Genomic DNA, 25,249 nt, shown 5'->3' with positions numbered 1-25,249 from the left:
AAGAGAGGTCAAGCAATTGTTTTCAAAATCATCTTTTCCCACGTTTTTTCATACTCCTGCCATTCTGCCATAGAACCTGCCCCCGAATAAAGAATACGCTCGTATTCCGCTGTCAGTATCTTCATCTCAACGGTCCCAAAGAATTGGTCCACATATCGCGCATACTCGCGCAAGGTCTGTCCCTCATGCCGCTTAATGCCGAAGCGGGCCAATTCAGTAAGCAAGCGCAGATAGGCTTTCGAGAATCTCTCGTCTGATTTTGACCTTTTATAATAGAATACCCAAAGACGCGGAAGCCATTTGCCCCTAAAGCGATAGATAATTGCAGTCAAAATTCCTAATGCAAGCACACTGCCCGCAACGGCTTTCCACGATTCCTTCAAGAAATCAACCATTGAAGCCAGGTCAAAGGATTTGTCTGTGCTGCCGCCTTCATCCGAACGCTCAGGGACAGTCGTTCTCTCTTCTTCTTGCCGCTCTGTTTCTTCTGTCTCATTTTGTTCTTGTTCCTGTTGTTCAAATGTCTCCAGGAAACGCGCTTCCGGATTAAAGCCTTTCGTCGGCTCAAACGGCACCCAGCCCGTGTTCGGGAAGAAGACTTCCGGCCATGAATGAGCATTATTATTTGTCACTTCATACACTGTGCCTCCCACAGCACTATCATAGGTTGATAACCCGGCTGTATACCCTTTTACCCAGCGCGTCGGAATTCCTAATGAACGGAGCAGGACAACCATCGAAGTTGAGAAATTATCACAATAGCCGATATTTGTCTCAAACAGAAATTGGTCAACATAGTCTTGACCTTCAGCTGGATAAGCGACTCCAGCCTGACTGTACGTAAACTTCTCTCCCCGTAAATATTCCTCAATTGCTTTGACTTGGTCATAAACAGAATCTGACTCTGCATTCTCAGAGACAATCTCAAAAGCCAAATCCCTTACTCTCTCCGGCAGCGAAGAAGGCAATTGTGTATATTCACCTAAATACGACTCGTCATAATCCTCCCTCCCATTCGCTCTCAAGGCATCCAAATAGAAGGTCGGACTCATGAAGGCAATACTGATCTCTTCAATCCGCTCCCCCTCAACACCTTCCTCTTCATATGGCGTTATGCGCGATGTTCCCTCAGAATAGAGTAATTCCTGCGGGTCTTCATCTCCATTCACGGAAATGCTTTGGATATACATCGGATCTGGATAAGGAATATGTCCATGGTCAATTTCAACATCAAGTTCGGCTATTGACTCGTTATTCTCCAGTTCTCCAATATAATCATACAAACCAATATTCTCATCATCATAATATATGGCCTCTGCAGTATTACTTCTGCTGCTTAACCAGCCCTTACCCGTATAGACGGTCTTATGCTCAACCTTCCAATTGGTTCGAACTGGCGACTTTGCGGTAAACACGACTGAATTATCGCCAATGAAGTCCCCGCCGAGCTTCTGATCATTCACTCCATACCCAATCCGCTTACGGTCAGACCCATACTTTTCTGAGGTTGATTTAATGAAAGCAACCGGGTCCGGCCAAATAGCCTGCGGCTTCGGCGCTGCAAAGCCAACCAATACACCTAAGGTAATCATGCCCGCAAGCGCAGAAACCCAGATACCCATTTTCTTTATTGAATAAGGGAGGCCATGCTGGGTAAAGAGACGAATCAGCGCCAATGCACCGAGCACGGCAAAACCACAAATGACAAGCCGAACAATTGCCCCATCCCCATCATAGGGTGTGAAGGTATCAAGCACCGTCACGTACAAGAAGGTCAGGAACAGGAACAAAAAGAGGCGCTGCTTTACCATTACCCAATAATGAAGGAGATAGCAGAGCATCCATATAATCAGAAGGAAAAGGAACGTTCGGAATCCAGGTGTCAGACCATCCAAATCTGCTGTGAATGAATCCCGGATTCCATCTGCCAGATCAACAAAGAGCAGCCGAAGCCAGCTCTCATCCTCCATCATTGTAAGAGCCCGGTAATGGAGCATATATAAGCAAATGCTCATATAAAAGAACGAGACCGGTACAGTCCACTTCCATGATACTTTAAAGGCATAAAGTACAACGAGGAGGGCTGCATAGACGATGAAATAACCCATATTGGATGTGTCAGTTACCTCTTCAACCGGCCTAAGCCATTCCAAGAAAAGCAGGAATGTAAAGAAGAATAAAAGAAGGCGTATACCAGCATGCATTTGATTGATCATCGTCTCTCCAGCTCCTTCCATACATTCCACTCACTCTTGTCGCGAACGATAGATATATTTACCCCATGATTCGCCGCATAATAATATGCATCCTCTTCAGACTTCTCCATTCCCCTCTTCGCAACCTGCTGAAAGAACAAAATAGTCAAGGGGCGCTTCCCATCGGATAGACGTGTATAGGCTTGCACCATTGACATATTCAGTTCTGAGGTAATGAAGATTAATGAAGCATGCTCAGGAATCGACCGGTTCGGAGGAGCGTAAGCAGACTCCTCTATCTCCAATACCTGCAGACGTGCCAGGAAATGCAGAATATACTCACGATGCACTTTGCCCTCTTTTACCTCAATCAATTGATCATGGTCCCCCCTGGCCCAGATTCCAACACGCATTCCCTTCTCAAGCACAGCCTCTGCCAAGGATGCGGTAAAGGTGACCATCTCCTCGAATACATGGTACTCACTAATGCTATTGATCATCAGGAAACTATCACTGCTATGATTCTCCTCATAATTCTTTGATTTGAGGCCCACTCCCTTTGCACTCGATTTCCAATCAATCGTGACCATGCGATCGCCAGGCTCATAATCCCGAATACCTGACACCATCGACGTCTCTTGCCTATGCTTATACAGATTGGTACGCTGCCCATGCTCATATTCGCTCTTAAACTGGCGGATTGAAAGCTGGACAGTTCTAGGCAGAACGAGGACTGTCTCTTGCGCTTTCACTACCCGCTCCTTCTCTACTATTCCAAGCAGGTCACCAGTACGCAGAACGATATCGGAGAACTCATGCTCCCCGCGCGCCAGATTCTTTAATGTATAAGAAAGCTCATACTCTCTCTTGAAACCGATAAAAACCAGTGCATTCTTCTTTGCACTGCCAGATGAAATATCAAGATTTCTCGGAAGTAACTCTTCCACGCTTATGTACAAGATTGGCACCGCATACTGTCGTTTGAGGAGAATCCGCATCTCTAACGAATCACCCGCACGAAGCGCACCATCCCCTGCTATCCGTTCAACATGAAAATCATTTAATGGATAAAGAAGAATGACTAAGGCATACACACCAAAGGGGAGGAAGCTGTAAAAGAGGAACCAACTGACAAACCCTCCTTGGAACATCGCATAAGAAAAGGTCAATGCCAGCAAAAACACGAGCATAATCAGCTTCGACCATTTCTCCAATCGTAAACGGAGCTTCTTCATCGTTAATTCACTTGCCTTTGTACGGGTACAGGTGTCTTTGCCATAATCTCATTAAGGACGGCCCCTGCATCAATTCCTTCATAAAGAGCTTCAGATTTCATGATAATCCGATGACTGCATACATACGGAATGAGATGCTGTACATCATCTGGAAGGCAATAATTACGTCCATGTATAAATGCCCAAGCTTGAGAGGCTCTCATCAAGGCGATGGAACCACGTGGACTTACTCCTAAATACACACGTTTATCATTACGGGTTTTTGTCATCAGGTCGACAATATACCTGGCAATCGATTCATCAACAAAGACGCTCTGTACCTCCTCCTGCAGGTCTGCCATCTCCTTCAATGAAATGACCGGCTCCAAGCTGTCTGTAGAAGCCTGCATCCGCGCATTCATCAGGATAACCACCTCATCCCCCCTATCAGGATAACCCATTCTCGTTTTAATCAAAAAGCGGTCAAGCTGAGCTTCCGGCAAGGAATAGGTGCCCTCGTATTCAATTGGATTCTGGGTTGCCATAACAAAGAAAGGAGAATCTAGCCGATGGGTGACACCATCAACGGTCACGCGATGTTCCTCCATTGCCTCTAATAGAGCTGACTGTGTCTTAGGGGAAGTACGATTGATCTCATCTGCGAGGATAATATTGCCCATGATTGGACCTGGACGGAACATAAACTCATGCTCCTTTGGATTATAGATGGATATTCCCGTCACATCGGACGGAAGGAGGTCTGGGGTGAATTGAATACGTTTATAATCAGCCTGAATGGACTTCGCCAATGCCTTCACAAGCATCGTCTTCCCAACACCCGGCACATCCTCCAATAGCAAATGCCCCTTGGCCAAAAGTGCCACAAGGCTCAGTTTAGCTACCTCTGTCTTTCCGATAATCACATTCTCTACATTCTGAATAATCTTCTGAATTGTCGGGTTCATTTTTTCCTGCATACAATAAGGCCCCCTCTACTTTATACCTTATTGTTATAATATTCTCACTTAACAGTCAATGGTAATACTACAAATATTTGTTAAAAATATACGAGGATATCGATAAATAACTAATTAGAGGGAAATAAGATAAAGACAAACCATTCCCGCCTTATGGTGGTAGTGATTTGCCTTTTTGTAAAATTAGTTTTTTAGTTTCTTAACTTTTCTTTCGCCTGTCTCACAATTTCCATATCACGCTTAATCAAAATGCTGGCAAACTTGTTCCTTAACCCATCATATTCAATATTCATCAAAATTGCAGGGAGATGACTATATTCCGAATCAAATGTATGTAAAGATTCCAGTATATTTTCATACATTTCATCTAAAGTTGACATAGATAAATTATTTTTCAAAAGACGATATGTAAAGAATCCCAACCGGTTACGCTTGTTCTCGATATACTTTAACAAAGCTTTATTCTCTTCAAAATCATCATATTGCCTTTTAATTAATATATATAATGTGGCATCAATATCTAAGAGTAGAGAGTCTAAATATTCTTTATCTGCTATCTCAAAATATCCTCGATTAAATATTTGCTGCTGCAGTGTACTCACTTTATCACAGTCATCTAGAAAACGCTGGCGTGCGGTCAGGATGACATCGAAATACTCCTCATAGCGAGCTGCCACCCCTTTTCTTCCTTGGTCACAGCCCATTTGCGAATAGCCTTTTTTGCTCCCTTCATATAAGAAGTCTTAACTTTGGCCTGCTTCTCAAATGTCCGCTTAACCCTCGTAAAGGATACAAGCATCCCTCCGATATATTTTTTGACATTTAGTTTTTCTTCCTCGCTCAAAGGATTATCAGCATAAAGGGCATATCCGACTCCCTCTCCATCCTTTACGTATATGCCCATATGATACATTTCTCCATCATTTTTAAAGGCATATCCAGGGGATTGATACTCCTCTCCCGGTCTTCTATATTGGTCAAAAAACTCCTTCATGTAATCATCCCCATTAATACAATTAAGATCCAGTCAACCATTTAAAAGGTTTCGTTATCCCTTTCCAGGCACTTTTTACTGCCTTTCCAACAGTTGATTCCGAAATGCTTGACCAGTTATTAGCAGCCCATTTCACACCTTTTCCTGCCAGCCAAATTGCTCCCCCGGCAACTGCTATAGTCAAACCAGCCGCCTGAGCACCTGGAAAAGCTGCTGTAGTCATGCCAACATTAAAGACAAGTTCGCCAAAATCAGAAGCCGTAGTCGCACCAGCAGCAACCTTATCTGTTGTAGCAGCTTCACTTTTCATCACATCCCATGTATCACCGGCTGATTTAATGGTGTTAACAAGAGAAAAACCTGTACTCACAGCACTTGTTGCAATATTAAATTTGGTTAATGCTCCTGTTACAGGCCTTGCAGTATTCACTACATTAGGGAGCATTTCTGTCCCAGTGCGAACAACGTCTCCTACTGTACCTGCAGCACTGGATAGGCCAGAATATCCCTCATATAAATCAATGGCCATTCCTGTGCCACTATGGACGTCTTCAACTAGATCAAACCAAGGTGGCGTCCTATCGCCAAGAGGGAGTTTAGCTCCATTTAAAATAAGCGTTGAAAAGAAATTTGGTCCTCCAAAGGTGCTTTTAAAATCGATATTGTCTCCTTGTTCAAGGATACCAACAGCAAAATCCACCTGCCCATTAATTACATCATTGCCGATATAGGACGCTACATCCCATAGGTCTATGTCTATTTCTCCACTACTACCCTTAGTCTCATGTACTTTAGATTCATCCAGGGGAACAAGATTATTATTCCCAGCACCTAAAGAGGGTTGAAAAGGAAGATAAGGGTTATTATATGGCGGCAGTAGTAATCTGTTTCCTGGGGGAAGGACCGTTTATCCGACCATTATCACTGCCCTTATTGGAGAATTCCTGACGATCACCAGTCCCTTAGTCCCAACTCTCACTATGCCATTTTTCTCCGTTCCATGTCCCCCCTTCCCAAGTTTCACCGTTCCAACTATTCCCTGTCCAAGACATACTTGCCATGGTCATTGGAGGCATAAAAGACTGACAAAGGACAAAAACAATGGCAAATAGCACACAAACTTTTCTTAAAAGCTGTTGCCTCAAGACCTTCTACCTCCTGTTTTTATAAGGAAGGTGTTAATTCTGGATGATACGCTGTTCCATTTTTCATTTCGTTACTGCCCGATGAAATTCCCCTCTTTTTCTCTTATACTCCTCAGGTGATTAGCCCGGATTCCAGGAAGGGCAATTGCGGCTACCAATATGCCATATGCCACTTCACCACTTATGAAAAAATCAGCAATGGCCACCGGTAATAGGATTGCATAGAAAAAAATCATGAAATACTTGTAGATCTTCCTCCACTTCTTCTCTTTCTGACTCATCCTTGTCTCCCCCTTAAATATTGCTTACCTCAATAAGACGATGTCTCCTCACTATCTCACTAAAAAGCTCCAATCTTAACTTTGTTCGAACAGCCAACCACGAGGAATACAAAATAAAAGGCTTACCAATAGCATCGGTACTCCCTTAATCGCCCCAAATAACTTCTCCACCTCTATCATTTGATAAGAAGACTGTTTCATCATTGTGGCCCAATTCCGAGATAAAGCCTATTTCCGGCCCCGCTCCAGTTTGAAACACTTTTTCCTTAAATCCATCCAGGAATTTGCCTTGACCTTCGAATTCATTTGCCGCTTTTATGTAAATGCGGTTCTCATGAAATAAGGCGATTTGGGCTTGGTCGAGCTTCCCTCCATTTGCAAGGATGACATTCCTTGCTTTGTCTATTACAGCCGGCTTGATTTGGCTTTCGTATTGCTCCAACAATACTCTCTTGAGGCTCCGCTTCCCAAGACCAGAGGTTAATTCCTCTGTCAACACTTCATCAATTGCATCAATATGGATTTCATTTTCACTTTTCTCACTTCCATATCGAGCGCGGAGTTCATCCTCCTTTAAACCGACCTTCACTTTAATTTTGATCTTCGTTATCGGATTGACATCAGGCGGGTTCTCATCATCATCATCGTCCGACGGCGGAGGGAGGTTTTCCTCGTCAATGTCATCAAACTCTGCAACGACATCCCAAATCCTCTCATAGAATTCAGCCGTGGCAGCAAGGCTTGCCTGCTGGGATGTTGTAAAGGATTTCTCCTTAACAGCATATACTTTCGCGAAATTGATAATGACCATAAATAAAATAAACATGACGCTAATCATGCCTAGAAGAAAGAGGGTGATATTCCCTCTCTCATTGCGAAGAAGTGACTTTCTCATTCAATCACCTTCCCGCTTGCCTCACTTGTGAATGGGATGGATGGTTTGCCATTTGGGAATAGCATATCCGGCAGGAACACAAGATTAATGTCAACCGATACCTTTGCATTGAACTGGGAATCGCCTGTCATCGCTGTATCTGCACTCTTTAATTGAAGATAACTAATATGATTCACAGTCGATTGCGCCGCTGCTCTAGCCTCTGTCCATTCACCAGTTATGGAATAAACCTTGGCTGCCTCATTCACAGCTGACTGAGCAACAATTACTCCATGCACACCTACAACAAACTGCCAGGCAATCATCATAACCATGAAGACAAGAGGGACCATTCCTAGAAATTCTAATGTGGCTGAACCTTCCTCCTCACTGACTGCTCGCTTGAAGTCCATTAAGTCCACCCCTCTTCGGTTTCTCTCTTTTCAATTGTATAAATCTCTTCTCTCCACTTAATGATGTATCCGCTAATGATTAACGTAATTATAGGGAAGAAGAGAAGGTTCAAGAACATGTGGGCTAATAACTGTGCCGCAAAGGAGGTAGTGAGTGAATAAATTAAGAGAGTTATACCCGAGGAAATAAACAGCTCAATAAAAGCAAACAGAAATACAAGTATAAATAATTTAAAGAAGTGTTTCCTGCCTAATCTGAGTCCTGACTTAACACTTTTCCAAACACTCTTATTTTCCATCGTTGCAATGAACGGAATTGGGTAAAGGAGAGTAATGATAATGAGACCAGGAATAAAAAATAAAACCAACCCTAAGGTCGCTATTAAACTAGCCACTACAGCAAACATAAAAAATTCAAAACCATTAACAAAGAAATAGTAGTATGCATTCCGCAAACTTCCTTCATTACCTTGATATTCATTGAACATATAACGAATGAACGGAATCTGTAAAAAAAGAAGCAGGAATATAGTCAAAAAAGAATTATATATATCCGCTATAATAGTTGTTCCAAAGAATGTAGGAGTTATGGCCATAATATAATTTGCTATAATAGCATGCATAGCTAAAAAAGGAACCAAAATTGTGACCCCTAAAAGCAAAATATGCTCAATCCTGCTCGATAATAATGTGAATGCTTCACGTATCGGTTTTTCCATTAAGATCACCCAATCTGCTAGAATAATTGGTTATCACCACTTCATTTCCTAATCGGTTTTATTAAGTCCAATGTTCCTCGAAAAATTAAATTCCACATAATTTCGGTTCCTAATTTATCTATGCTGTCTTCTATCCCCTTAATTCCTGAGAATGCGCATATGGTTTTCCACATCTATTTGCTCTCTCTTGGCATACTCCTTTATAGAAGATTTTAATAACCCTTCATAGCTTTCCGCCCTTGCCGGTACTTCTCTCCAAGAGGGCATTTTATCAAGTGCATTCTTCAAGGTTTTTACAGCCCCTTTATTGCAATAGGTATCTAACAGTCGCTCTAAATAAGAAACATTCTCCCTACTAAGATTTCCTTTTTCTTTTTTTAATGCTTCCAACAGCTTACGTGTATGGTCCAATTGCTCCTCTTGGCGTTTTGTTTGCAGAAATATTATGACATCGAAATGTGGGATGACCTCAAAAAGAACATCTCTATCCTCCCTTGTAAAGTTATAGTTTTCAAAGAGCTTTTCTTCCATCCGATTAATAATTTGATATTTTTCATTCTTTTCATTTTGGCACCATAAAATGAATTCAGTAAACACTTTGAATTCTACAGCCATTTCCCGTTTCTTTTCATCATTGGCCCAATCTTCAAGTAAACGATTTGCTTTGTTAAATGTATCTATTACTTCTTCAGTCACCTGGATACGCGGGAGCACATTTTCCCGCATTCTCATCAATCCACCAAAGACAGAGGCAAAATAAAACATAATCTCCCTTTTCTTTTCTGAAGGAAGTTGTACCTCTGGAAACATCGCTAATCCTGTTCGGTTATCATAGTCTTTATATTTCTTGTACTCTACCAACACCCATTCGTTCATCCCATCCTTAAACACGAACGGCATAACTGCAAATCTCTCAAAGAATTTTTTATATTTTTTCGCCATTTTTTCTATAGCTATTTTATCCATCATAATCCCCATTTCCAATGCTGCATTCCCATACTACTGGTTGTAGAATTTCATTCCACTTATGAACCATATCTATCTTTATATATTTTTTAACTGCCCCATTTAACTAACCATGCTTACAGGTTTTAACTTGCTTAATACAACATCTCCCTAATTTAGAGGGGGAGTCCAATTTATCTCCCCCCCTTATAAATCATATACCTTAAGAAAAAGCGCCTTTAATAGATTTAAAGATTGACCCAACCTTCTTCTTGGCTTTTCCGATGCCGTTTTTGATAGACCCCCAATTGGAAGCGACATACTTTGTTCCCTTAGAAAGTAAAAACGTACCAGCACCAATAGTAATCATCCATGTTCCTGCAACTTGCAAGCCTGGTATCGCCATTGCTCCAGCTCCCGCATTCATAAATGCCTCTCCCACAGATTCTCCAATACTAGCAACGGCAACTGTTTTATCTGCACCACTACTGTTATTATTCTTAAATGTTTCTACTGCAGCATTGGTATTTTTTACTGTATCAACAACTGAAAAACCTGTACCAATGGCTGCAGTAGCTAAACTAGCTTTAGATAATAGTTTTAAAGCAGGGTTAACCTGGCTTGTTGTCTGGCTAAGTCTTGATGCTGTTCTTGCAAGGCTTTCATATTGACCGGGAGAAGTCGTGGCATTAAAACCAGAATTCATCAAAGTTTTAATTCCATTAAAAGTCTCATACCCCGCTGAAGATACATCGTAGGCTTCAGAAATGCCATTAAGCGTTTTACTGCTGTCACCCATTCCTAACTTAAATCCGCCTAGTATAAGTCCATAAACATCATTAGGCTTTTTAAAGCTAAATTCGTTATTCATAATTTGCATCGGCAAATTAACCTTTGTTGAAAGGACATTATTATTAGTAAATTTTAATATATCGTATAGAGAAATATCCTCTCCATTACCAGAAGCATTAGACGAGCCCGATTTAGCAATTATCAAACCAGTACCCGACAATTCATTACCTATCCATGGCAATCCTGTTGCTGGGTTAATTCCTCTCCCGTTTTGTCCTGCCCATGGCTGTCCAGTTGCCGGATTAATTCCATTGTTTCCATTCCCAATCCATGGTTGACCAGTTGCGGGATTAATTCCGTTTATTCCATTCCCTGTCCACGGCTGCCCGGTTGCGGGATCAATTCCATTCACCTTATCCCCAGTCCACGGCTGTCCGGTTGCGGGATCAATTCCATTCACCTTATCCCCAGTCCATGGCTGTCCGGTTGCGGCATCAATTCCATTCACCTTATCCCCAGTCCATGGCTGGCCGGTTGCCGGGTCAATTGCGCTTATTCCATCGCCTGTCCAACCATCTTTTGTATAGCCTTCTTGCGTCCAGCCATCTTGCTCCCAGCCATCCTGAATCCAGCCCTTCCCAGGATCCCAAGCTTCTCCTTCCCACGAGAAACCTTCCGTATTCCAAGCATCACCGCTCCAGGAGTCACCCTTCCACGCATCACCTTTCCAGGAAGTTCCTGACCAGCTTGCACCTGCTAGCGGAACAAGGAAGGATTGGAACAATACAAACATAATGGCCAATAAAACGGGCAGTTTTTTAAACACTTTCCTCTTCAACCAAACCTCCCCATTCATTCTAGGAAACGGCTGATAATCTAGGTGTCTATTCTATCCCTATTTAATTTGTGTTTTGATTGTATTTCTCCTGGATTTGCTTCTTTGTTTCCTCTAGTGTCTCAGTGTTTAAGTTTTCTAAATCATTTATTATCGTTTTTCTTGATTCATTTACCTTCTTGACCAATTCGATTCTCTTATTATCTAGATATTTCTTTTGGTCAGAGGTAATCATATCTAACTCTCTCAATTCGCTAATAAGAAAAGACATATTATTCTCTTGCTTCATAAATGTAAGTACATATTCGTTTTCTAGTTTTCCTGTATCCAAATCTCTCTCATCGCTTTCTACCTCTGCCTTGAGGTCGGCATTTTTCTTCCAATTCTCCCACTTCTCCAGCATACCCTTTGCTTTATCAAATTCAGCTGATAACTGCTCACTATTATATACATTTGTATAGGTGCCATTAGCCTTCTCTGCTAATTCCTTCAGCTGCTTTTGGGCAGCTCCATCTACATCAAATCCAATCACATTGATAATAGGCTGAATATTGGAATCCGCAAAAGTTTTAGCTGCTTCCACAGGGTCCCCACCACAGGTTTCAATGCCGTCACTCACGACGTACACCATATTCGTGTGCGCTTCTCCGTTAAATTCTTGCATATCTTCTTTAGCTTGTATCATAGATTGTGCTAACGGCGTCCAGCCGGCTGGTTGAAAAGAATTTAATGCCTTTGTAAATTCCACCTCATTGTACGAGCTAAATGAATAGGCCATTTCGCTGCTTTTACAGGAAAGTTCTTTGTCTGCATCTGACCCGGTCCCCTTATGCCCATATACTCGGAGCGCAACCTTGGCATTCTTAGGAGCAGCTTTTAAGAATTTATTAATCGCTTCCTTCGCTGCCTCCATCCGCGTCTTACCATTTGCTTGATTCGCCATACTGCCGCTTGAATCTATGAGAATCTCAATATTGTAGTTTTCTTTGAAATGATAACGCGAATCTTCCAGTTCTGGGTTTCCATACGAAGTCGACTTCCAACTATCAATCACCGTTTGAGGGTCTGTGAGATCAACAGATACTTGACTGACTAAATAGTTAAAAACTTGATTTAGCTCTTCCTCTGTTGCATCTGCCGGTATTCCCTCCATATCCTCAAAAAATTTATCAAACTTCTCTGGCTCTTCCAAGAAATCATACTCAGCATATGGACCTTGGAGCTGATTCGCTAGATATTCAGGGCTCATCTCAATAGCTGGTGCATCTGAAAATTTCTCAAGCCAATTATTTGGGTCCGTGTCTTGGTTTGTATTATTTTCCTCATTTATACTTTCTTCATTTCCATTCACTTTTTCTGACGGAGATGCTTCAGAGGATGACGATTTTTGTTTTGATTCCTCTTCAGAACATCCCGACAACAGCAATAGAATACTAATAATTGCAAGCCACTTCTTCAAGTTGCACACCCCTAAATAGATATTATTCAGCAATCATTTTATCCAATAGTGATTTAAATTTGCTCGCAATAGTAGTCCCAAGACCAGACCCGCTAAACGCCGTAGAAACCAATCCAACCAAAATGACGATGACAGCCGCAATCCCTATCCACTCTAGTGTTTGCGAACCTCTTTCATTCTTTAACAGACCGCCAACCTTTGTAGAAGCTTTAACATACATTTCCGTAAGATAGTTCATAATAAATTCCTCCTATTAATTTATGATTTATATAACTCCCTTTTGGGAGGGGGTTATTGAAATAAGCTTCCTAGACTGTTATCACCATAAATCATGTTCAAGATCATCAGCCCCGCAATTATCAATAAGGAGACAGGTGCAACGACAAAGGTCGTGACCAGCGTGACCTTTGGTGAGGCTTTAGCTGCCAGTTCTTTTATCTTCTCCTCACGGAATTGCCTCATATCCTCGGCCTGCACCTTAAAGGTAGTCGCAATCGGGACTCCTAGCTTCAAGCCTTGGATGAGTGACTTAATCAGTCCTTGGAATTCCTTGTTATCATTTCTTTCTAACAAACCTCTGTAGGCCATTTCACGCGGAACGCCCAACTCAATTTCATGGTTAAACCGGGAAAACTCTTCATGGAGCGGGCCGTCGAAATAACGGATCACCTCACGCAGCGTCTGGTCTAAACTGACCCCGGCCTGCAGGCTCGTGCTGACTGTATCAAGGAAGTCGGGCAGATCTTGCCGTAATTCCTCCTGCCGCTTTTTAGCAGCCTGCTTGAGCCAGAATACAGGTGCCAAAAAACCAAAAACAGGCAGTAGAATAGGACCAAACTGCGCCAGCGGAAATCCGAGAATTAAGAAAATCAATGACGCGAAAAATAAGGTGACCGCAAGCCATATTTTGAATCCTTGAAATCGGTCGAGCGAAAAATTATAAGGTCGGCCTGCTCTCCTTAGCAAATCCTCTATTTCTTTATTTTCACTGAAGAAGTTAATACGCTTGCCCAAATCCGCAAAATCGTCGGAATAGGCGAAAATCTTTTCCGTCAATTTGGAATTCTTTTTCCGTTTTCGGCTTGTTCCTAAATAGCCATCTTGAACGGTCTCAGCTATATGGCCAATCAAGCCTCTTTTTTCATCCAGGTAGCGGTTATAATGCCGAATGGTTAAAGAGAAAAACAACCAGAATAATAAAACGCATAAAATGATGAGAGCATCCATAGACTACACCTTTATATTTGTAATTTTTCGAATCAGAAAGAAAGAGAGCACCACACCTGCAATAAATAAACAGAGCAATACGATTCCCGGGCCCGTCCATAACGGGTCGACAAATCCATCCATTGAGGCATTCATGATTAACACAAGAAAGATTGGCATAGCTGGAACGATATACGAGATGTACTTTTGTTCAGCTGTCATCGTTTTGATTGATTGATTCAGGATTTTTCGATCCTCTAATGTGTTGGACATTGATTCAAGAATGGCCGCTAAATTGCCGCCGGTTTTTTTCTGAATAAGAAGTGTGGCAATAAAGAGCTGAAATTCTCTGGATTTATTTTGTTTCTGAATAGAGCGAAGCGCATATTCAAGCGGCACCCCAAGCCTTAATTCCTGTGAAATGCGTTTAAATTCATCTCCTGCCGGCGCCGGTGTTTCCCTTGCCACTAAATCAATCCCTTGATTCAAGGTCATCCCTGACCGTGCCGCATTGCCAAGCAAACGGCAAATGTCCGCTAGTTGGTCATTAAACCGTTCTTCATATTTATTCTTCCGCACCATAAACAACGCATAATGCGCAAAATAGGATAGACCCAAAGGAATCAGGGCATTCAAGGGAAAAGGAATTTTAAACATATTCGTAAATAGGACTGACAGAGCTAGGAAACCCAATATGTGAAAGGCAAGATATTCTGACGGGGCAAGCGGAAGGTTCGCATTGTGCAATTTCACGCCAAGCTCCTTCGCACGGTCAGTCTTATCAAATTTATCTCCTAGTCCACTGAAAAAGCTCGTTCGTTTCTTCTCCGGATACCATGAAGATATCTTCTGCTTCCATTCGCGTTTTTGCGCTCGATAACCCAAATAGGAATAAATGCACGCAATTAATGCCAGTACCGCCAGACTAGAGAGTAGGGGAATGTAAATCATTTCGTTCATACAAATACTCCTCCTTTGGCGTAAATAGGCGTTCATCCAGTTTAATACCAAAGATACGAATCCGTTCCAGGGCTTTAGGAATAAGCCCGGTTGCCGTATGATAGCCTAGCACTTCACCATTGGCTCCCATGCCCGTCCGCTTAAATGTAAAGATATCTCTAATCTGAATTTTGTTATCCTCATCCACGGACACTTCTGATATATTCATGATCTTCCGTTTCCCATCAGACAGGCGTTCAGCTTGAACAATATAATCCAGCGCCCCCACAATGTATTCCCGGACAATATGGGAAGGCAAATCCATGCCTGCCATGATGACCATTCCCTCAACCCTGCTAAGCGCATCTGCCGGGGAGTTCGCATGAACAGTTGTCAGGGACCCTTCATGACCGGTGTTCATGGCCTGCAGCATATCAAAGGCTTCCGCGCCGCGGACCTCACCGACTATAATTCGGTCAGGCCTCATCCTGAGCGCATTCTTGACCAATTGCCGAATGGAGATTTCCCCGCTCCCCTCCACATTCGCAGGTCTTGCTTCCAGTCCGACAACGGAACCTCTGTTTAACCTTAATTCTGCCGAGTCCTCTATCGTGATGACCCGCTCATGTACAGGAATCGATTTCGCAACGGCATTTAGGAATGTTGTTTTCCCGCTCCCTGTTCCGCCGGAGATCAACACGTTCAATTTTGCCTCTACAATGGATTCCAAAAAGGATATCATCGACTCATCCAATGAACCGAACTCAAGCAAATCGCGCATTTCGAATGGTGTTTTACGAAATTTACGGATAGATATTAAGGTTCCATTCAAGCTGATTGGGGGAATAACAGCATTGACACGGCTGCCGTCTGGGAGCCGGGCATCCACCATTGGTGAGCTCTCATCAATCCGGCGGCCAAGCGGGGCTACAACCCGGTCAATAATATGCCTGACATGCGATTCATCACGGAATTCAACGTCTGAGCGTTCAAGTCTTCCGTTTCTCTCAACAAAGACTTCTTCCGGCCCATTCACAAGGATTTCTGTAATGCTCTCATCATTTAATAAAGGCTCAAGGGGACCAAATCCAACGGACTCATCTATTAGCCGTGTAAGCATCAACTCCCTGTCATGTCTAGGGATAACGACCTTCTCCTCTGACATGAAGGTGCTGATAAGGCGCTCAATCGTCAGTCTTTTCTCTCCCTCTGATAAAGAGGTTAATGTTTCTAGATTGGTCTCTGTTAATAATCTCGTTTTATAGTGTTCTACCAATTCATCAATATAAGGGTTTGTTTGCGAGGTACTATAGCCGCTGACCGGAAAATCTTGCGGAACATCCCTCTTTTTACTGAATAGCGCCATCATTCACTCTCCCTTCCAACTAGTCAATAGGGCAATTGGCTACTTCAACAGGCTGCTGACCCATTTTTGGATATCCTTAGCGACCAAGGACAATCGTTTCTCCTTGGCTTCTTTGCGGATTGGCTCACTTTTATTGATGGAATGAAGAACTCCTTTAATATCTTTTTTAATTTCAACCGCAAATGGGTATTGAATAAAGCGGCTAAGGTCTTTACCGGTAAGTTCCACATCCTTGCCAGCCTGATTGACCACCACCTCAAGGCGTTCGTCTAAATGAATGCCTAAGCGCTTCAATAATTCCTCCACGCCTTTGAAAACTCGGATGGAAGGTGTATCCGGCGTTATGCAATAGAAGATTTTATCTGCCTCTTCTATCGCCGCAAAGGAGGTAATGTCAATATGGCTAGGAACATCCAGAATGACGAAGTCAAAACTTCTCTTACAGGCGCGGATGAGACGCTTAATATAATCTTCATCGATTGCCTCCGCGATTTCAGCATCCCTCGGACTGAGCAATACCTCTAATTTTGAGAAACGCTCCTTTTCGGTTACATTCCGGATATGACTGTCGCTAATCTCATGAATGACTGGCTTTAGATCAACCAATGAACGGTTAGCCTCGATTCCCAGATATGTTTCTACCCCTCCATATTGGAGGTTTAAATCGATGAGAATGACTTCCGCTGTTGAATCTAGCTTTAGGGTTTGAGCAAAAGTGGAACTTATTAAGGTTGTGCCGCTTCCGCCCTTCCCGCTATAAAAAGCGATGACCTCTCCTCGCCCTTTCGAGAACACCGAGGAACCTGCCCCTCCTTGCTTGTTGCGTACTTTCACCATATTGCCAAGAAACTCAATTCTATCTGAGAGCAGTTCCTTTTCATCTGGTATGACAAGATAATCAATCGCTCCAGCCCGCAATATCTCCCGAGCTAACTGGAAATCCTGCACATGGTGCAAAAAGACAACTGCGGTTGTTGGACTCGTTTTTTTAATCGTTTGAATGACCTCTATGATGGCCGCCTCTTGCCTGTATAACACAATGGCTATATCGGTATGTTCATCTTTCTCCAAATGCTCAATCATGCGGCTGGCCGATACTAAGTCCCATTTAGGATAGCTGGAAAGAAATCCTTCGATACCAGCATAGAGAGTATTATCTTCATCTCCGACAATGAGTAATGATACATCTTGTTTCATTTGGCTTTCCCCCGTCATCTCTATTTAAATGAGCCCTTACTCATCCTTCTTATCTTTTGCTTCATTCGAGTCATCTTTCTTGTCCTTTGTCTCTTCCTTTTCTTCTTTAGCTGACGCTTTTTCGGTTTCCGCTTGTTTCACTTCCTTATCCTCTTTCCCAGCTTCTTCAAGCTCTTCGGCCGGCTGTCCGACATTCGATTTTACGATTCGCACGCTATCCGCATAATTTTGCATATGTATTAATTGAGGTGCTTGTTCTAGCGGAACTTCCAATTGCACGCCGGCAAATTTATCACTCTTTTTCGCAATCCGAGCTACCTTTACATCCTTCATAAAAATCGTTGTTTTCGGTTTGTCCCCAAATTTCTCTGATACGATAATATCGACCCTGTCTAACGCCTCAAGAGATTCGTCAAAAAAGACTCTCTCATCAGACATGACAGAAATTAACCGATTATGTTCCTCCATGACGACGGAGGATTGCTTTAAAACATTCTTTGAAATGACATCCCCAGCAGATAGAGGGACTACAGCAACCTTATTCTCCAGGTCACTGATATTGGTAATATGATAATTCTCCAAATACTTCTTTGGGATCTCTTTCGTTGTAATCAAGTCAGGTGTAATATCTTGCCTTGACGCTATATCCGATTTGGCAGCATAAACATTCACTACGGTTCCCAAATCATTATTCAGAGCCTTAACCTTCTGCAGAACAAGAAATCCAGCTATAATAGCAAGTAATAAAGATAATAGTAAAAAAATAATGGCTCTTCTTTTTGATTCAAGCATGCCTTTCCTTCATCCCCTTTCACTTAATGTGCAAAATCACCCAGAAATCGTTTATATATATCAAATTATTCAAACATTTGGCATAAATTGCAATCCATATCCCGGAAATGAATAAATTCGGTAATATTTACTCATTTTTCTTATATATATGAATTTTTTAAAATAAACTTCAACTTCTTGTGATAAATTACTCACTTTTGACCACCAAAGAATTTTTTTATGATGTCTAATATAGGATTATTTATTTATCTATCATTAAGTAAAAAGACCTAAAAAGACGGATTTTTCAGATAATTGATGGAGAGCTTTTCATACGGTTTATCTGGAGGCTTCTACAAATAAAGTCATTCATTCTCATCCATATCAATGTGATTCTCTTTATTCATAGCTCAATTGACCCCATTCATTTCTAATACAATACGTAACAATTCCCCATAATTATACATATTTCTCCAAAAACCAAATTGCAGCCCCTCACCTAAGTTTCGTTACTTTGCATGAATTTTGGATTCCTCTAACTTCTAGATAATTGATGGTGAATCTCCGTACATCACCTATTGAATCAACGAACACGATTGGAATCTGTCAGAACCTTTTTTTCAAATAGACATTATGGTAATATAAAAAAATTAAGATTTCAGGTAATTTATAAGGAGATATCATAATGATCAAAAATATATTATTTGATTTTGACGGGGTTATTATCGATTCAATGCCGATTAAATCAGAGGCATTCCGGAAGATTTTCGAAGGGTATGATTCTGAGGCGATAAAAATCTTATTAGATTTTCACAATTTAAATGGGGGATTGTCCCGCTATGTGAAAATCAAATATTTCTTTGAAGAGGTTTTAGGTATTCCATATGAAGAAAAAGATATCATGCGTTATGCCGATAAATTCTCTGAAATAGCGAAGGAAGAATTGAATAACCCAGAACATCTAATTTCAGAAGTTGTGCAGTTCATTCAGGATAATCAAACGAAATTTAACTTCCATATCGTATCGGGAGCAGACGAGAATGAATTGAAGTATTTATGCGAGCAATTAAACATCGCCCATTATTTCAAATCGATTCATGGGTCGCCGACTCATAAGAATGACTTGGTCAAGCAGGTCATGAAAGATAATGGCTACCTCAAAATAGAAACCATTTTAATCGGTGATTCAATTAATGATTTTGAAGCTGCAGGGGTAAATGGAATTGGCTTTTATGCGTATAATAACGCGGAATTAAAACCACTTTCAGCGAATTACATTGAAAAAATGGCTGACTTTGTTCTGTGATACTATTTCGGGCGGTAGCCAAAGGAATCTCCTAAAGACAATTGAACGCTCCTTTTTATATGTAGGGCCTGTTATAATTGAATGTTGATTTTTCTAAAGATGCGACTTTGCGGAGAGCGTCCTATCTGCAGTGAAAATCAACACTAACGTTTAAACATAGCCTTATAAAAAGTATAAATACGAGGAGTCATATTCATCGATGAAAAAATGATTTTTATATTATTCATTAACCGGTAATGGTGATTTAATTGCATCAGAATTGAAAAAAGATGGCTTTGATGTATATAAAGTAGAAACTAAGCGCAGAGCGTTACCAAAGAATTTTGTTCTATCGATGTTTGTTGGAGGGTTTATATCTTTCCTAGGTTTACGAACAAGGATAAAACCAATAGGGCTTGATATAGACAAGTATAATGAAGTGTATATTGGTTCGCCTATTTGGAACGCAAGATTAGCCTGCCCCCCGCAAATTCAATACTGCATAAATGCAATTTAAAGAATAAGAAAGTATTTTTTGTTTTATATAGTGGAAGTGACACGTCAAATAAAGGAACGAAAAAATTAAAAAGAGATATCCTCATTCATTAATAATAGATTTACAAGAACCAAAGAAAAATATAGAAAGTATAACGAGAATTTGTAGGGATTATTAAGCACTGCTATATTTCCCTCCATGCTGCCCAAAAAAAAGAGACGCCCAAGGCGCCTCCTATCCACTATCATCATGGTTGAAGTGTTAATACTCCATCTTCCATCCGATATACTTTATCACAATACTCGAGCATCCGCTCGTCATGCGTTACCATGACAGCTGCTTTATTACGGCTTTTAACCTCTTTGGCTATCAGCTGAACAACCTCATGAGCTCGATTAGAATCAAGGCTTGCGGTCGGTTCATCTGCCAAGATAACCTTTGAGTTATTAATGAAGGCACGCGCAATTGCCACACGCTGCCGCTCTCCTCCTGACAGCTCATTCGGATACTTTTTCAGTTTATCGCCAAGCCCTAGTTCAGATAAGAGCTGCTTAGCGAATTGGCGGTCTTCCGCTGAAACCTTGCCATCCATTTTCTTTACGACGATTAATTGGTCCAAAACCGTCAGATAAGGAAGAAGGTTGGAGGTCTGCAGGATAAATCCAATCTCCTTCAGGCGGAGGCTGGAAAGATCTTTGCTGGACATCTTAGCAATATTCTCACCATTCACCCATACCTCGCCTGATGTTGGCTGCAGAAGTGCTCCTGCTATAGAAAGAAGTGTACTTTTTCCTGAACCGGATGGACCGATAACAGCAGCGAACTCCCCTTCCTTCACCTCAATGGAGGCATGGTCTAAGGCAGTAATCGTCGTACTGCCTTCCTTATATGTTTTTGTTACATCTTTTAAGTCTAAACCAGCCATTATTCAACCCTCCCTAATGCGGTAAGCGGATCAATCTTCGTGATTCGGCGGACGGAAATCAGCGAACTTAAGACACTAATAACCAATAGGAGAATCGCGTAGATGATAACCATCTTCCCATCCAATGTAAACGGCATGCCTTCTGGGAATGCCATCGCCGTTAAGTATGTTAATCCAATCCCAATTAAAATGCTGATAAAGGAAAGCACAAATACTTGGGACACAATCGTCTTAGCAATAAAACCATTGCTTGCTCCAATGGCTTTCATCACGCCAAATTGGTTGGTCTTTTGAATGGTTAACACATAGAAGAAGACCGCAATGACAAATGCTGAAATAACCACTAAGAATGCGAGCATCATCATGATTGTTCCGTTTTCGGCTGTGTATCCTGGCATTCCTTGCACTGCCTTTGCCTTTGTTACAGTTTCTACACCATCGATATGCTTATCAATAACCGCAGGATCTACATCCTCACCTTGAACGGCAATCGCATTGACTACATCCCCAATGCCATTGTTTGAGCCAGGTGCCGCAAACTGATAGGCTCTCCATTGCTCCAGCGTTCCGAACAAAACCGGTAAATGGTTAAACGTTTCGTTTTCCACGAATCCAATAATCTTGACAGTTTCAGTAGAGCTGTCAATGACTACCTCATCCCCAATTTGATAGCCTTTATCCTTCAGTGTCTCATTGGCGAGCACGCCGTTTTCAATGGAGGAATCAAGCCCGCTGCCTTCAATTACCTCTGGTTCAATGAAGGAGCCTGGGTCAATCCCTAAGATGGCAACATCCGTTTTGTCCTCAGATTCATCCGTTTCCTCCTGAGAAATAGAGGCTGTTGCCGCACCAAAGAGGGCTGTTCCCTCTACATGATCCTGCTTTGCTACATCCTCTTCTAAAGAGGCCGATAGGAGCGATTTATTAAACGAAGCTCCTGCTCCTTTCTCATAGACAACATAATCGGCATTCATATTTTTCAACGTTGCCGCACTTAAAGTTGATAGTCCATTACCAAGGCCGGAAAGGATAAACACGAGCCAGGCAATCAGCATGATAATCGCGCCAATCATTGTGAAGCGCAATTTCGCATGCCGTAATTCCTTTAATGCTAAAAACATGACCAAATTCCCCCTTACCCAAAGTTACACATGTGTCACTTTTGACAAAAAAATAAAGTGACCAATTGTTTAACCTTAGTATAGACCAAAGTTACACAATTGTCACTTTAGAAGGCTTATAGATGCCTGTACATATCATGTCAAAGATAAACTTCCTAAAATCCTTCTCTGGCAAATTCATATGATTCGGAATCGCAATGCTCTGGAAGATGAACCCTAGAATCAACGCATCCGGCAAATGGGCTGATAGGACACCCTCAGCCTTGCCGAGCGCAATCATCCGCTCCATTGGCTGATACATCGACCTATGCAATTCCTCTAAATGTTCCTTCTTTCTTGCGACCTGTCCATTTCCGCTGTCACTAATGATGGCGGCAATGCTGAGAATCTCATGCAGATCCTTCTTCTTGAAGATGCACGTTAACAAATTATCCAATTGGACCTCAAAACGGGCCGTCTTGTCAATCGCCTTTAAATCTCTAATTAAGATCGACATCTCATGAATCATGAAATCCATGATAAGCTCGTCCTTATTCGGATAATATTTATAAATTGCCGCCCTTGATACATTAAGCGCATCTGCAAGCAGCCGAATCGTAAAACCGTTATAGCCATTGCTCAACAGTAAGTTCTTCGTCTCGGTGAATATTTCACTCGAGGAAAATTTTCTCACTCTCGCCATCCTGCTTTCACCTCTGCTTCTAGGAGGATTTCTTTATATCCATTGTACCCTCAACCCCTTGGAGAAAACAAACCCCTAATCCGCTTCCTCCTGAAATAAAGCAGTGGATGCCTCATCCACTGCATGAAAAATCAAATAAGGAACATAGCCACAATCGTTGTTACCACAAGCCCAATGACAACTGGCACTAAGTTGCGGCGAGCAAGCTCAAACGGACTCACGTTACAAATGGCCGCTGCTGGAATTAGCGCCCATGGCACCAAGGTCCCGCCGCCAACCCAGATGGCCGCGATTTGACCAAGTGCTGTCAAGGTGGCCGCTCCAGAATCAAGTGAATGCTCAAACAGCTGAGCAACCGAACCGACCAGCGATATCCCAGAGAAGCCCGAACCATCCAGCCCCGTAATAGCACCAACAGCCGTTATCGTCACAGCTGCGATTTCCTTTGTCAGTGGAATTGCTCCGGCAAGCGCCGTTCCAAGGTCATTGACAATCCCGGCGGAGCCCTTCGGCAATTCATCCCCAAGAATAGCTATGAAACCAGCATCCCCTAAATAGAAAAAAGCCGCAATCGGAATGACCGGACCGAACACCTTAAAGCCGAATTGAAACCCTTTAATCAAATAAGCGGTCGTCTCTTCAAGTCCCTTCGATTTATGCGCAAACAATGTGAGCACAATCAAGATGACAATCGCTGTCCCTCCTATTAGCGAGGTCGCATCTCCCCCCTGAAGATCAAAGACCGCCATCAAGGCCACATCGATGATAAAGAGGAGGGGAACGAGTACCGCAAACCATTTCTTCTGCTTTGAGGACAGAAGCTCCGCCTTCTCACTCTCCGGTTCTGCAGCGGCAGGAATCTCAGCTGTCAGTTTCCCCCTTCTCATATCTCTCCTCAAGAAATAAAAAGCCGTTACTGTCGTCACAAGTCCCATCGTGATGACAAGCGGAATACTCGCTTCCATTACGGCACTGACCGGAAGACCAGCTGCATCTGCTGTCAGTTTCGGTGCCGCTTGGATGACATAATCTCCAGACAGTGCAATGCCATGACCGAATAAATTCATGGCCATCGCCACACCTAGCCCCGGAAGCCCCACACGTACCGCCGCTGGAAGCAGGACGGCTCCTAGAAGCGCCACTCCTGGGGACGGCCAGAAAAACCAAGAGGAAATCATCATGATAATCCCAATCGTCCAAAATGACAGAGCTGGCGTCTTCATCATCTTCGTAAATGGGTAGACCATCACATCATTGATACCCGTATCCGTCAACACCCGGCTCAAGGATACGATGATGCAAATAATTAGAATCGTCGGCAGAAGCTCCCCAATCGCATAAATAAAACTATTAAACACACCGCTCACTGAATCGGTCAAGCTCTCCGTCGAGAGAACGGCAATCATCAGTATTCCGACAATACATAGCAGTGACGTATCCCGCCGCATCGCCATCAACCATATAATCCCGCCAATGAACAACACATAAATCCAATGGATCAGGGTCAATTCTACCCCCATGCAAATGCCTCCTCTGCTTTAATAGGCATTTAACCAAATGCTTACTTCTACAATATGAAGAAAGCCTATTTTGGTTCTTTTTGCATGAGGGTATAAAAAAGCAGAATGCGCGCCTTGCACATTCTGCCTCTGTCAGATTAGCGAATCGTTTTCAATGCAGTGGACCAAGGAATCAATTGGTCTAGCATTTCATTGACAGAGTTCACCTGAACTTCTGCCGGTTTGAACTCTGTGAAGTTTTCAAAATCCGTGAACAGAGATAACGCAGGATGTACACGTACATCAGCTACAAGCAGCTCACCAAGAATGCCGCGCAAATGCTCTGCCGCACGCGCTCCGCCAACAGAACCATAGCTCACAATTCCGGCTGCTTTGTTATTCCATTCTACACGTAAGTAATCAAGTGCATTTTTTAATGCTCCAGTAATGGAGTGATTATACTCCTGAACGATGAAGACAAACCCATCACAGCTATTGACCGCTTCAGCCCATGCTGCCGCACCAGATGCGTCCCCATTCGCTTCTCCTAATAAAGGAAGCTTGTAATCTGCAATATCAATGATTTCATATGTAGCATCTCCGCGTTTATCTGCGATTTCCTTCACCCATGCTCCCACTTGCGGGCTGACCCGTCCATCTCTCGTACTTCCTAAAATAATGCCGATTTTCATTTTTCTTCTCCTTCTATCACCTTAATCAATCGATTGATTAAAATGAATATCTTTAATTTAAACATCTTGATTTAGAGATAATTTATCATAGGAGTGAACGGGATGTCAAAGCTTCTGCTTCCGGTCTATCATATCAACAAAGCTATAAGCACTAGCATTTCACTTGTGGGGAAATCAATAATGTTAATTTACAAATTAATATTATTGATTTAATTAGTGAATATAAT

Annotated in this window: 25 protein-coding genes; 1 reads left to right on the top strand and 24 read right to left on the bottom strand. The window is 42.3% G+C overall.

Features of this window, described 5'->3' with window-relative positions; all coding sequences use genetic code 11:
* Positions 1-8: 8 nt before the first annotated feature.
* The 19 genes from ACY8DX_RS01740 to ACY8DX_RS01650 all read right to left on the bottom strand — a co-directional run bounded on the left by ACY8DX_RS01740 (position 9) and on the right by ACY8DX_RS01650 (position 18,343).
* A complete protein-coding gene (locus tag ACY8DX_RS01740; RefSeq protein WP_462406101.1) occupies positions 9-2,237 on the bottom strand; it encodes a DUF4129 domain-containing transglutaminase family protein in 2,229 nt (742 codons plus the stop codon).
* Positions 2,213-3,409, bottom strand: coding sequence for a DUF58 domain-containing protein (locus ACY8DX_RS01735; RefSeq protein WP_462406100.1), 1,197 nt, complete (start codon positions 3,407-3,409; stop codon positions 2,213-2,215). The genes ACY8DX_RS01740 and ACY8DX_RS01735 overlap by 25 nt, the downstream gene beginning before the upstream one ends.
* Before the next feature lie 23 nt (positions 3,410-3,432).
* Positions 3,433-4,386 carry an AAA family ATPase gene (locus ACY8DX_RS01730; RefSeq protein ID WP_462406099.1) on the bottom strand — a complete coding sequence of 318 codons (954 nt, stop codon included), beginning with the start codon at positions 4,384-4,386 and terminating at the stop codon, positions 3,433-3,435.
* Between the two features lie 191 nt (positions 4,387-4,577).
* Positions 4,578-5,063, bottom strand: a complete 486-nt coding sequence (locus ACY8DX_RS01725) for a hypothetical protein (protein WP_462406098.1) — start codon at positions 5,061-5,063, stop codon at positions 4,578-4,580.
* Positions 5,024-5,380 (bottom strand): hypothetical protein, encoded by a 357-nt coding sequence (locus tag ACY8DX_RS01720; protein WP_462406097.1) that lies wholly within the window; start codon positions 5,378-5,380, stop codon positions 5,024-5,026. Before ACY8DX_RS01720 ends, ACY8DX_RS01725 begins: the two co-directional genes overlap by 40 nt.
* A gap of 22 nt (positions 5,381-5,402) precedes the next feature.
* Positions 5,403-6,080 carry a hypothetical protein gene (locus tag ACY8DX_RS01715; protein WP_462406096.1) on the bottom strand — a complete coding sequence of 226 codons (678 nt, stop codon included), beginning with the start codon at positions 6,078-6,080 and terminating at the stop codon, positions 5,403-5,405.
* Positions 6,081-6,596: 516 nt separating this feature from the next.
* Complete coding sequence (locus tag ACY8DX_RS01710) at positions 6,597-6,806, bottom strand: hypothetical protein (protein ID WP_462406095.1); 210 nt, start codon at positions 6,804-6,806, stop codon at positions 6,597-6,599.
* Between the two features lie 145 nt (positions 6,807-6,951).
* Positions 6,952-7,701: a Tad domain-containing protein gene (locus tag ACY8DX_RS01705; protein ID WP_462406094.1), complete on the bottom strand. Its 750-nt coding sequence runs from the start codon at positions 7,699-7,701 to the stop codon at positions 6,952-6,954.
* Positions 7,698-8,093: a TadE family protein gene (locus ACY8DX_RS01700; RefSeq protein ID WP_049672382.1), complete on the bottom strand. Its 396-nt coding sequence runs from the start codon at positions 8,091-8,093 to the stop codon at positions 7,698-7,700. The genes ACY8DX_RS01705 and ACY8DX_RS01700 overlap by 4 nt, the downstream gene beginning before the upstream one ends.
* Entirely contained in the window at positions 8,093-8,812 is a 720-nt protein-coding gene (locus ACY8DX_RS01695) for a hypothetical protein (protein ID WP_462406093.1), read from the bottom strand. Before ACY8DX_RS01695 ends, ACY8DX_RS01700 begins: the two co-directional genes overlap by 1 nt.
* Before the next feature lie 138 nt (positions 8,813-8,950).
* Positions 8,951-9,754, bottom strand: a complete 804-nt coding sequence (locus ACY8DX_RS01690) for a hypothetical protein (protein WP_462406092.1) — start codon at positions 9,752-9,754, stop codon at positions 8,951-8,953.
* 226 nt (positions 9,755-9,980) lie between these two features.
* Positions 9,981-11,375 carry a hypothetical protein gene (locus ACY8DX_RS01685; RefSeq protein WP_462406091.1) on the bottom strand — a complete coding sequence of 465 codons (1,395 nt, stop codon included), beginning with the start codon at positions 11,373-11,375 and terminating at the stop codon, positions 9,981-9,983.
* Positions 11,376-11,448: 73 nt separating this feature from the next.
* Positions 11,449-12,843, bottom strand: coding sequence for a vWA domain-containing protein (locus ACY8DX_RS01680; protein WP_462406090.1), 1,395 nt, complete (start codon positions 12,841-12,843; stop codon positions 11,449-11,451).
* Positions 12,844-12,865: 22 nt separating this feature from the next.
* Positions 12,866-13,081, bottom strand: a complete 216-nt coding sequence (locus ACY8DX_RS01675) for a hypothetical protein (protein ID WP_462406089.1) — start codon at positions 13,079-13,081, stop codon at positions 12,866-12,868.
* A gap of 53 nt (positions 13,082-13,134) precedes the next feature.
* On the bottom strand, positions 13,135-14,070 hold the full coding sequence (locus tag ACY8DX_RS01670; protein WP_462406088.1) for a type II secretion system F family protein: 936 nt from the start codon (positions 14,068-14,070) through the stop codon (positions 13,135-13,137).
* Positions 14,071-14,073: 3 nt separating this feature from the next.
* Complete coding sequence (locus tag ACY8DX_RS01665; RefSeq protein ID WP_462406087.1) at positions 14,074-15,009, bottom strand: type II secretion system F family protein; 936 nt, start codon at positions 15,007-15,009, stop codon at positions 14,074-14,076.
* The gene (locus ACY8DX_RS01660) at positions 14,975-16,354 is read right to left on the bottom strand and encodes a TadA family conjugal transfer-associated ATPase (RefSeq protein ID WP_462406879.1); all 1,380 of its coding nucleotides are present in this window, start codon (positions 16,352-16,354) and stop codon (positions 14,975-14,977) included. The genes ACY8DX_RS01665 and ACY8DX_RS01660 overlap by 35 nt, the downstream gene beginning before the upstream one ends.
* A 39-nt stretch (positions 16,355-16,393) precedes the next feature.
* On the bottom strand, positions 16,394-17,551 hold the full coding sequence (locus ACY8DX_RS01655) for an AAA family ATPase (RefSeq protein ID WP_462406086.1): 1,158 nt from the start codon (positions 17,549-17,551) through the stop codon (positions 16,394-16,396).
* A 36-nt stretch (positions 17,552-17,587) separates the two neighbouring features.
* Complete coding sequence (locus ACY8DX_RS01650) at positions 17,588-18,343, bottom strand: SAF domain-containing protein (RefSeq protein ID WP_049672391.1); 756 nt, start codon at positions 18,341-18,343, stop codon at positions 17,588-17,590.
* A 664-nt stretch (positions 18,344-19,007) separates the two neighbouring features.
* On the opposite strand from ACY8DX_RS01650, the gene ACY8DX_RS01645 reads away from it, so the two are divergent.
* On the top strand, positions 19,008-19,628 hold the full coding sequence (locus ACY8DX_RS01645) for an HAD family hydrolase (protein ID WP_049672392.1): 621 nt from the start codon (positions 19,008-19,010) through the stop codon (positions 19,626-19,628).
* 722 nt (positions 19,629-20,350) lie between these two features.
* Here ACY8DX_RS01645 and ACY8DX_RS01640 read toward each other — a convergent pair.
* From ACY8DX_RS01640 to ACY8DX_RS01620, 5 genes are all read right to left on the bottom strand, one after another.
* The gene (locus ACY8DX_RS01640; protein ID WP_049672393.1) at positions 20,351-21,028 is read right to left on the bottom strand and encodes an ABC transporter ATP-binding protein; all 678 of its coding nucleotides are present in this window, start codon (positions 21,026-21,028) and stop codon (positions 20,351-20,353) included.
* The gene (locus tag ACY8DX_RS01635; RefSeq protein WP_049672394.1) at positions 21,028-22,149 is read right to left on the bottom strand and encodes an ABC transporter permease; all 1,122 of its coding nucleotides are present in this window, start codon (positions 22,147-22,149) and stop codon (positions 21,028-21,030) included. The genes ACY8DX_RS01640 and ACY8DX_RS01635 overlap by 1 nt, the downstream gene beginning before the upstream one ends.
* A 91-nt stretch (positions 22,150-22,240) precedes the next feature.
* The gene (locus ACY8DX_RS01630; RefSeq protein WP_049672395.1) at positions 22,241-22,831 is read right to left on the bottom strand and encodes a TetR/AcrR family transcriptional regulator; all 591 of its coding nucleotides are present in this window, start codon (positions 22,829-22,831) and stop codon (positions 22,241-22,243) included.
* Between the two features lie 131 nt (positions 22,832-22,962).
* Entirely contained in the window at positions 22,963-24,351 is a 1,389-nt protein-coding gene (locus tag ACY8DX_RS01625) for a transporter permease (protein WP_462406085.1), read from the bottom strand.
* Positions 24,352-24,488: 137 nt separating this feature from the next.
* Positions 24,489-25,022 carry an NADPH-dependent FMN reductase gene (locus ACY8DX_RS01620; protein ID WP_049672397.1) on the bottom strand — a complete coding sequence of 178 codons (534 nt, stop codon included), beginning with the start codon at positions 25,020-25,022 and terminating at the stop codon, positions 24,489-24,491.
* Between the last annotated feature and the right edge of the window lie 227 nt (positions 25,023-25,249).

The sequence above is a fragment of the Gracilibacillus sp. Marseille-QA3620 genome (assembly GCF_054950035.1).
The sequence above is the reverse complement of the archived record's forward strand: the minus strand, read 5'-3'. Positions and strand labels throughout refer to the sequence as shown.

What these genes read in the sequence shown, in the direction of transcription:
- ACY8DX_RS01700 (WP_049672382.1), bottom strand. Translation starts at nt 8,093, where the DNA reads ATGGACTTCAAGCGAGCAGTCAGTGAGGAGGAAGGTTCAGCCACATTA.
- ACY8DX_RS01645 (WP_049672392.1), top strand. Translation starts at nt 19,008, where the DNA reads ATGATCAAAAATATATTATTTGATTTTGACGGGGTTATTATCGATTCA.
- ACY8DX_RS01675 (WP_462406089.1), bottom strand. Translation starts at nt 13,081, where the DNA reads ATGAACTATCTTACGGAAATGTATGTTAAAGCTTCTACAAAGGTTGGC.
- ACY8DX_RS01660 (WP_462406879.1), bottom strand. Translation starts at nt 16,354, where the DNA reads ATGGCGCTATTCAGTAAAAAGAGGGATGTTCCGCAAGATTTTCCGGTC.
- ACY8DX_RS01695 (WP_462406093.1), bottom strand. Translation starts at nt 8,812, where the DNA reads ATGGAAAAACCGATACGTGAAGCATTCACATTATTATCGAGCAGGATT.
- ACY8DX_RS01620 (WP_049672397.1), bottom strand. Translation starts at nt 25,022, where the DNA reads ATGAAAATCGGCATTATTTTAGGAAGTACGAGAGATGGACGGGTCAGC.
- ACY8DX_RS01640 (WP_049672393.1), bottom strand. Translation starts at nt 21,028, where the DNA reads ATGGCTGGTTTAGACTTAAAAGATGTAACAAAAACATATAAGGAAGGC.
- ACY8DX_RS01630 (WP_049672395.1), bottom strand. Translation starts at nt 22,831, where the DNA reads ATGGCGAGAGTGAGAAAATTTTCCTCGAGTGAAATATTCACCGAGACG.
- ACY8DX_RS01740 (WP_462406101.1), bottom strand. Translation starts at nt 2,237, where the DNA reads ATGGAAGGAGCTGGAGAGACGATGATCAATCAAATGCATGCTGGTATA.
- ACY8DX_RS01625 (WP_462406085.1), bottom strand. Translation starts at nt 24,351, where the DNA reads ATGGGGGTAGAATTGACCCTGATCCATTGGATTTATGTGTTGTTCATT.
- ACY8DX_RS01690 (WP_462406092.1), bottom strand. Translation starts at nt 9,754, where the DNA reads ATGGCGAAAAAATATAAAAAATTCTTTGAGAGATTTGCAGTTATGCCG.
- ACY8DX_RS01665 (WP_462406087.1), bottom strand. Translation starts at nt 15,009, where the DNA reads ATGAACGAAATGATTTACATTCCCCTACTCTCTAGTCTGGCGGTACTG.
- ACY8DX_RS01635 (WP_049672394.1), bottom strand. Translation starts at nt 22,149, where the DNA reads ATGTTTTTAGCATTAAAGGAATTACGGCATGCGAAATTGCGCTTCACA.
- ACY8DX_RS01720 (WP_462406097.1), bottom strand. Translation starts at nt 5,380, where the DNA reads ATGAAGGAGTTTTTTGACCAATATAGAAGACCGGGAGAGGAGTATCAA.
- ACY8DX_RS01670 (WP_462406088.1), bottom strand. Translation starts at nt 14,070, where the DNA reads ATGGATGCTCTCATCATTTTATGCGTTTTATTATTCTGGTTGTTTTTC.
- ACY8DX_RS01710 (WP_462406095.1), bottom strand. Translation starts at nt 6,806, where the DNA reads ATGAGTCAGAAAGAGAAGAAGTGGAGGAAGATCTACAAGTATTTCATG.
- ACY8DX_RS01650 (WP_049672391.1), bottom strand. Translation starts at nt 18,343, where the DNA reads ATGCTTGAATCAAAAAGAAGAGCCATTATTTTTTTACTATTATCTTTA.
- ACY8DX_RS01655 (WP_462406086.1), bottom strand. Translation starts at nt 17,551, where the DNA reads ATGAAACAAGATGTATCATTACTCATTGTCGGAGATGAAGATAATACT.
- ACY8DX_RS01705 (WP_462406094.1), bottom strand. Translation starts at nt 7,701, where the DNA reads ATGAGAAAGTCACTTCTTCGCAATGAGAGAGGGAATATCACCCTCTTT.
- ACY8DX_RS01730 (WP_462406099.1), bottom strand. Translation starts at nt 4,386, where the DNA reads ATGCAGGAAAAAATGAACCCGACAATTCAGAAGATTATTCAGAATGTA.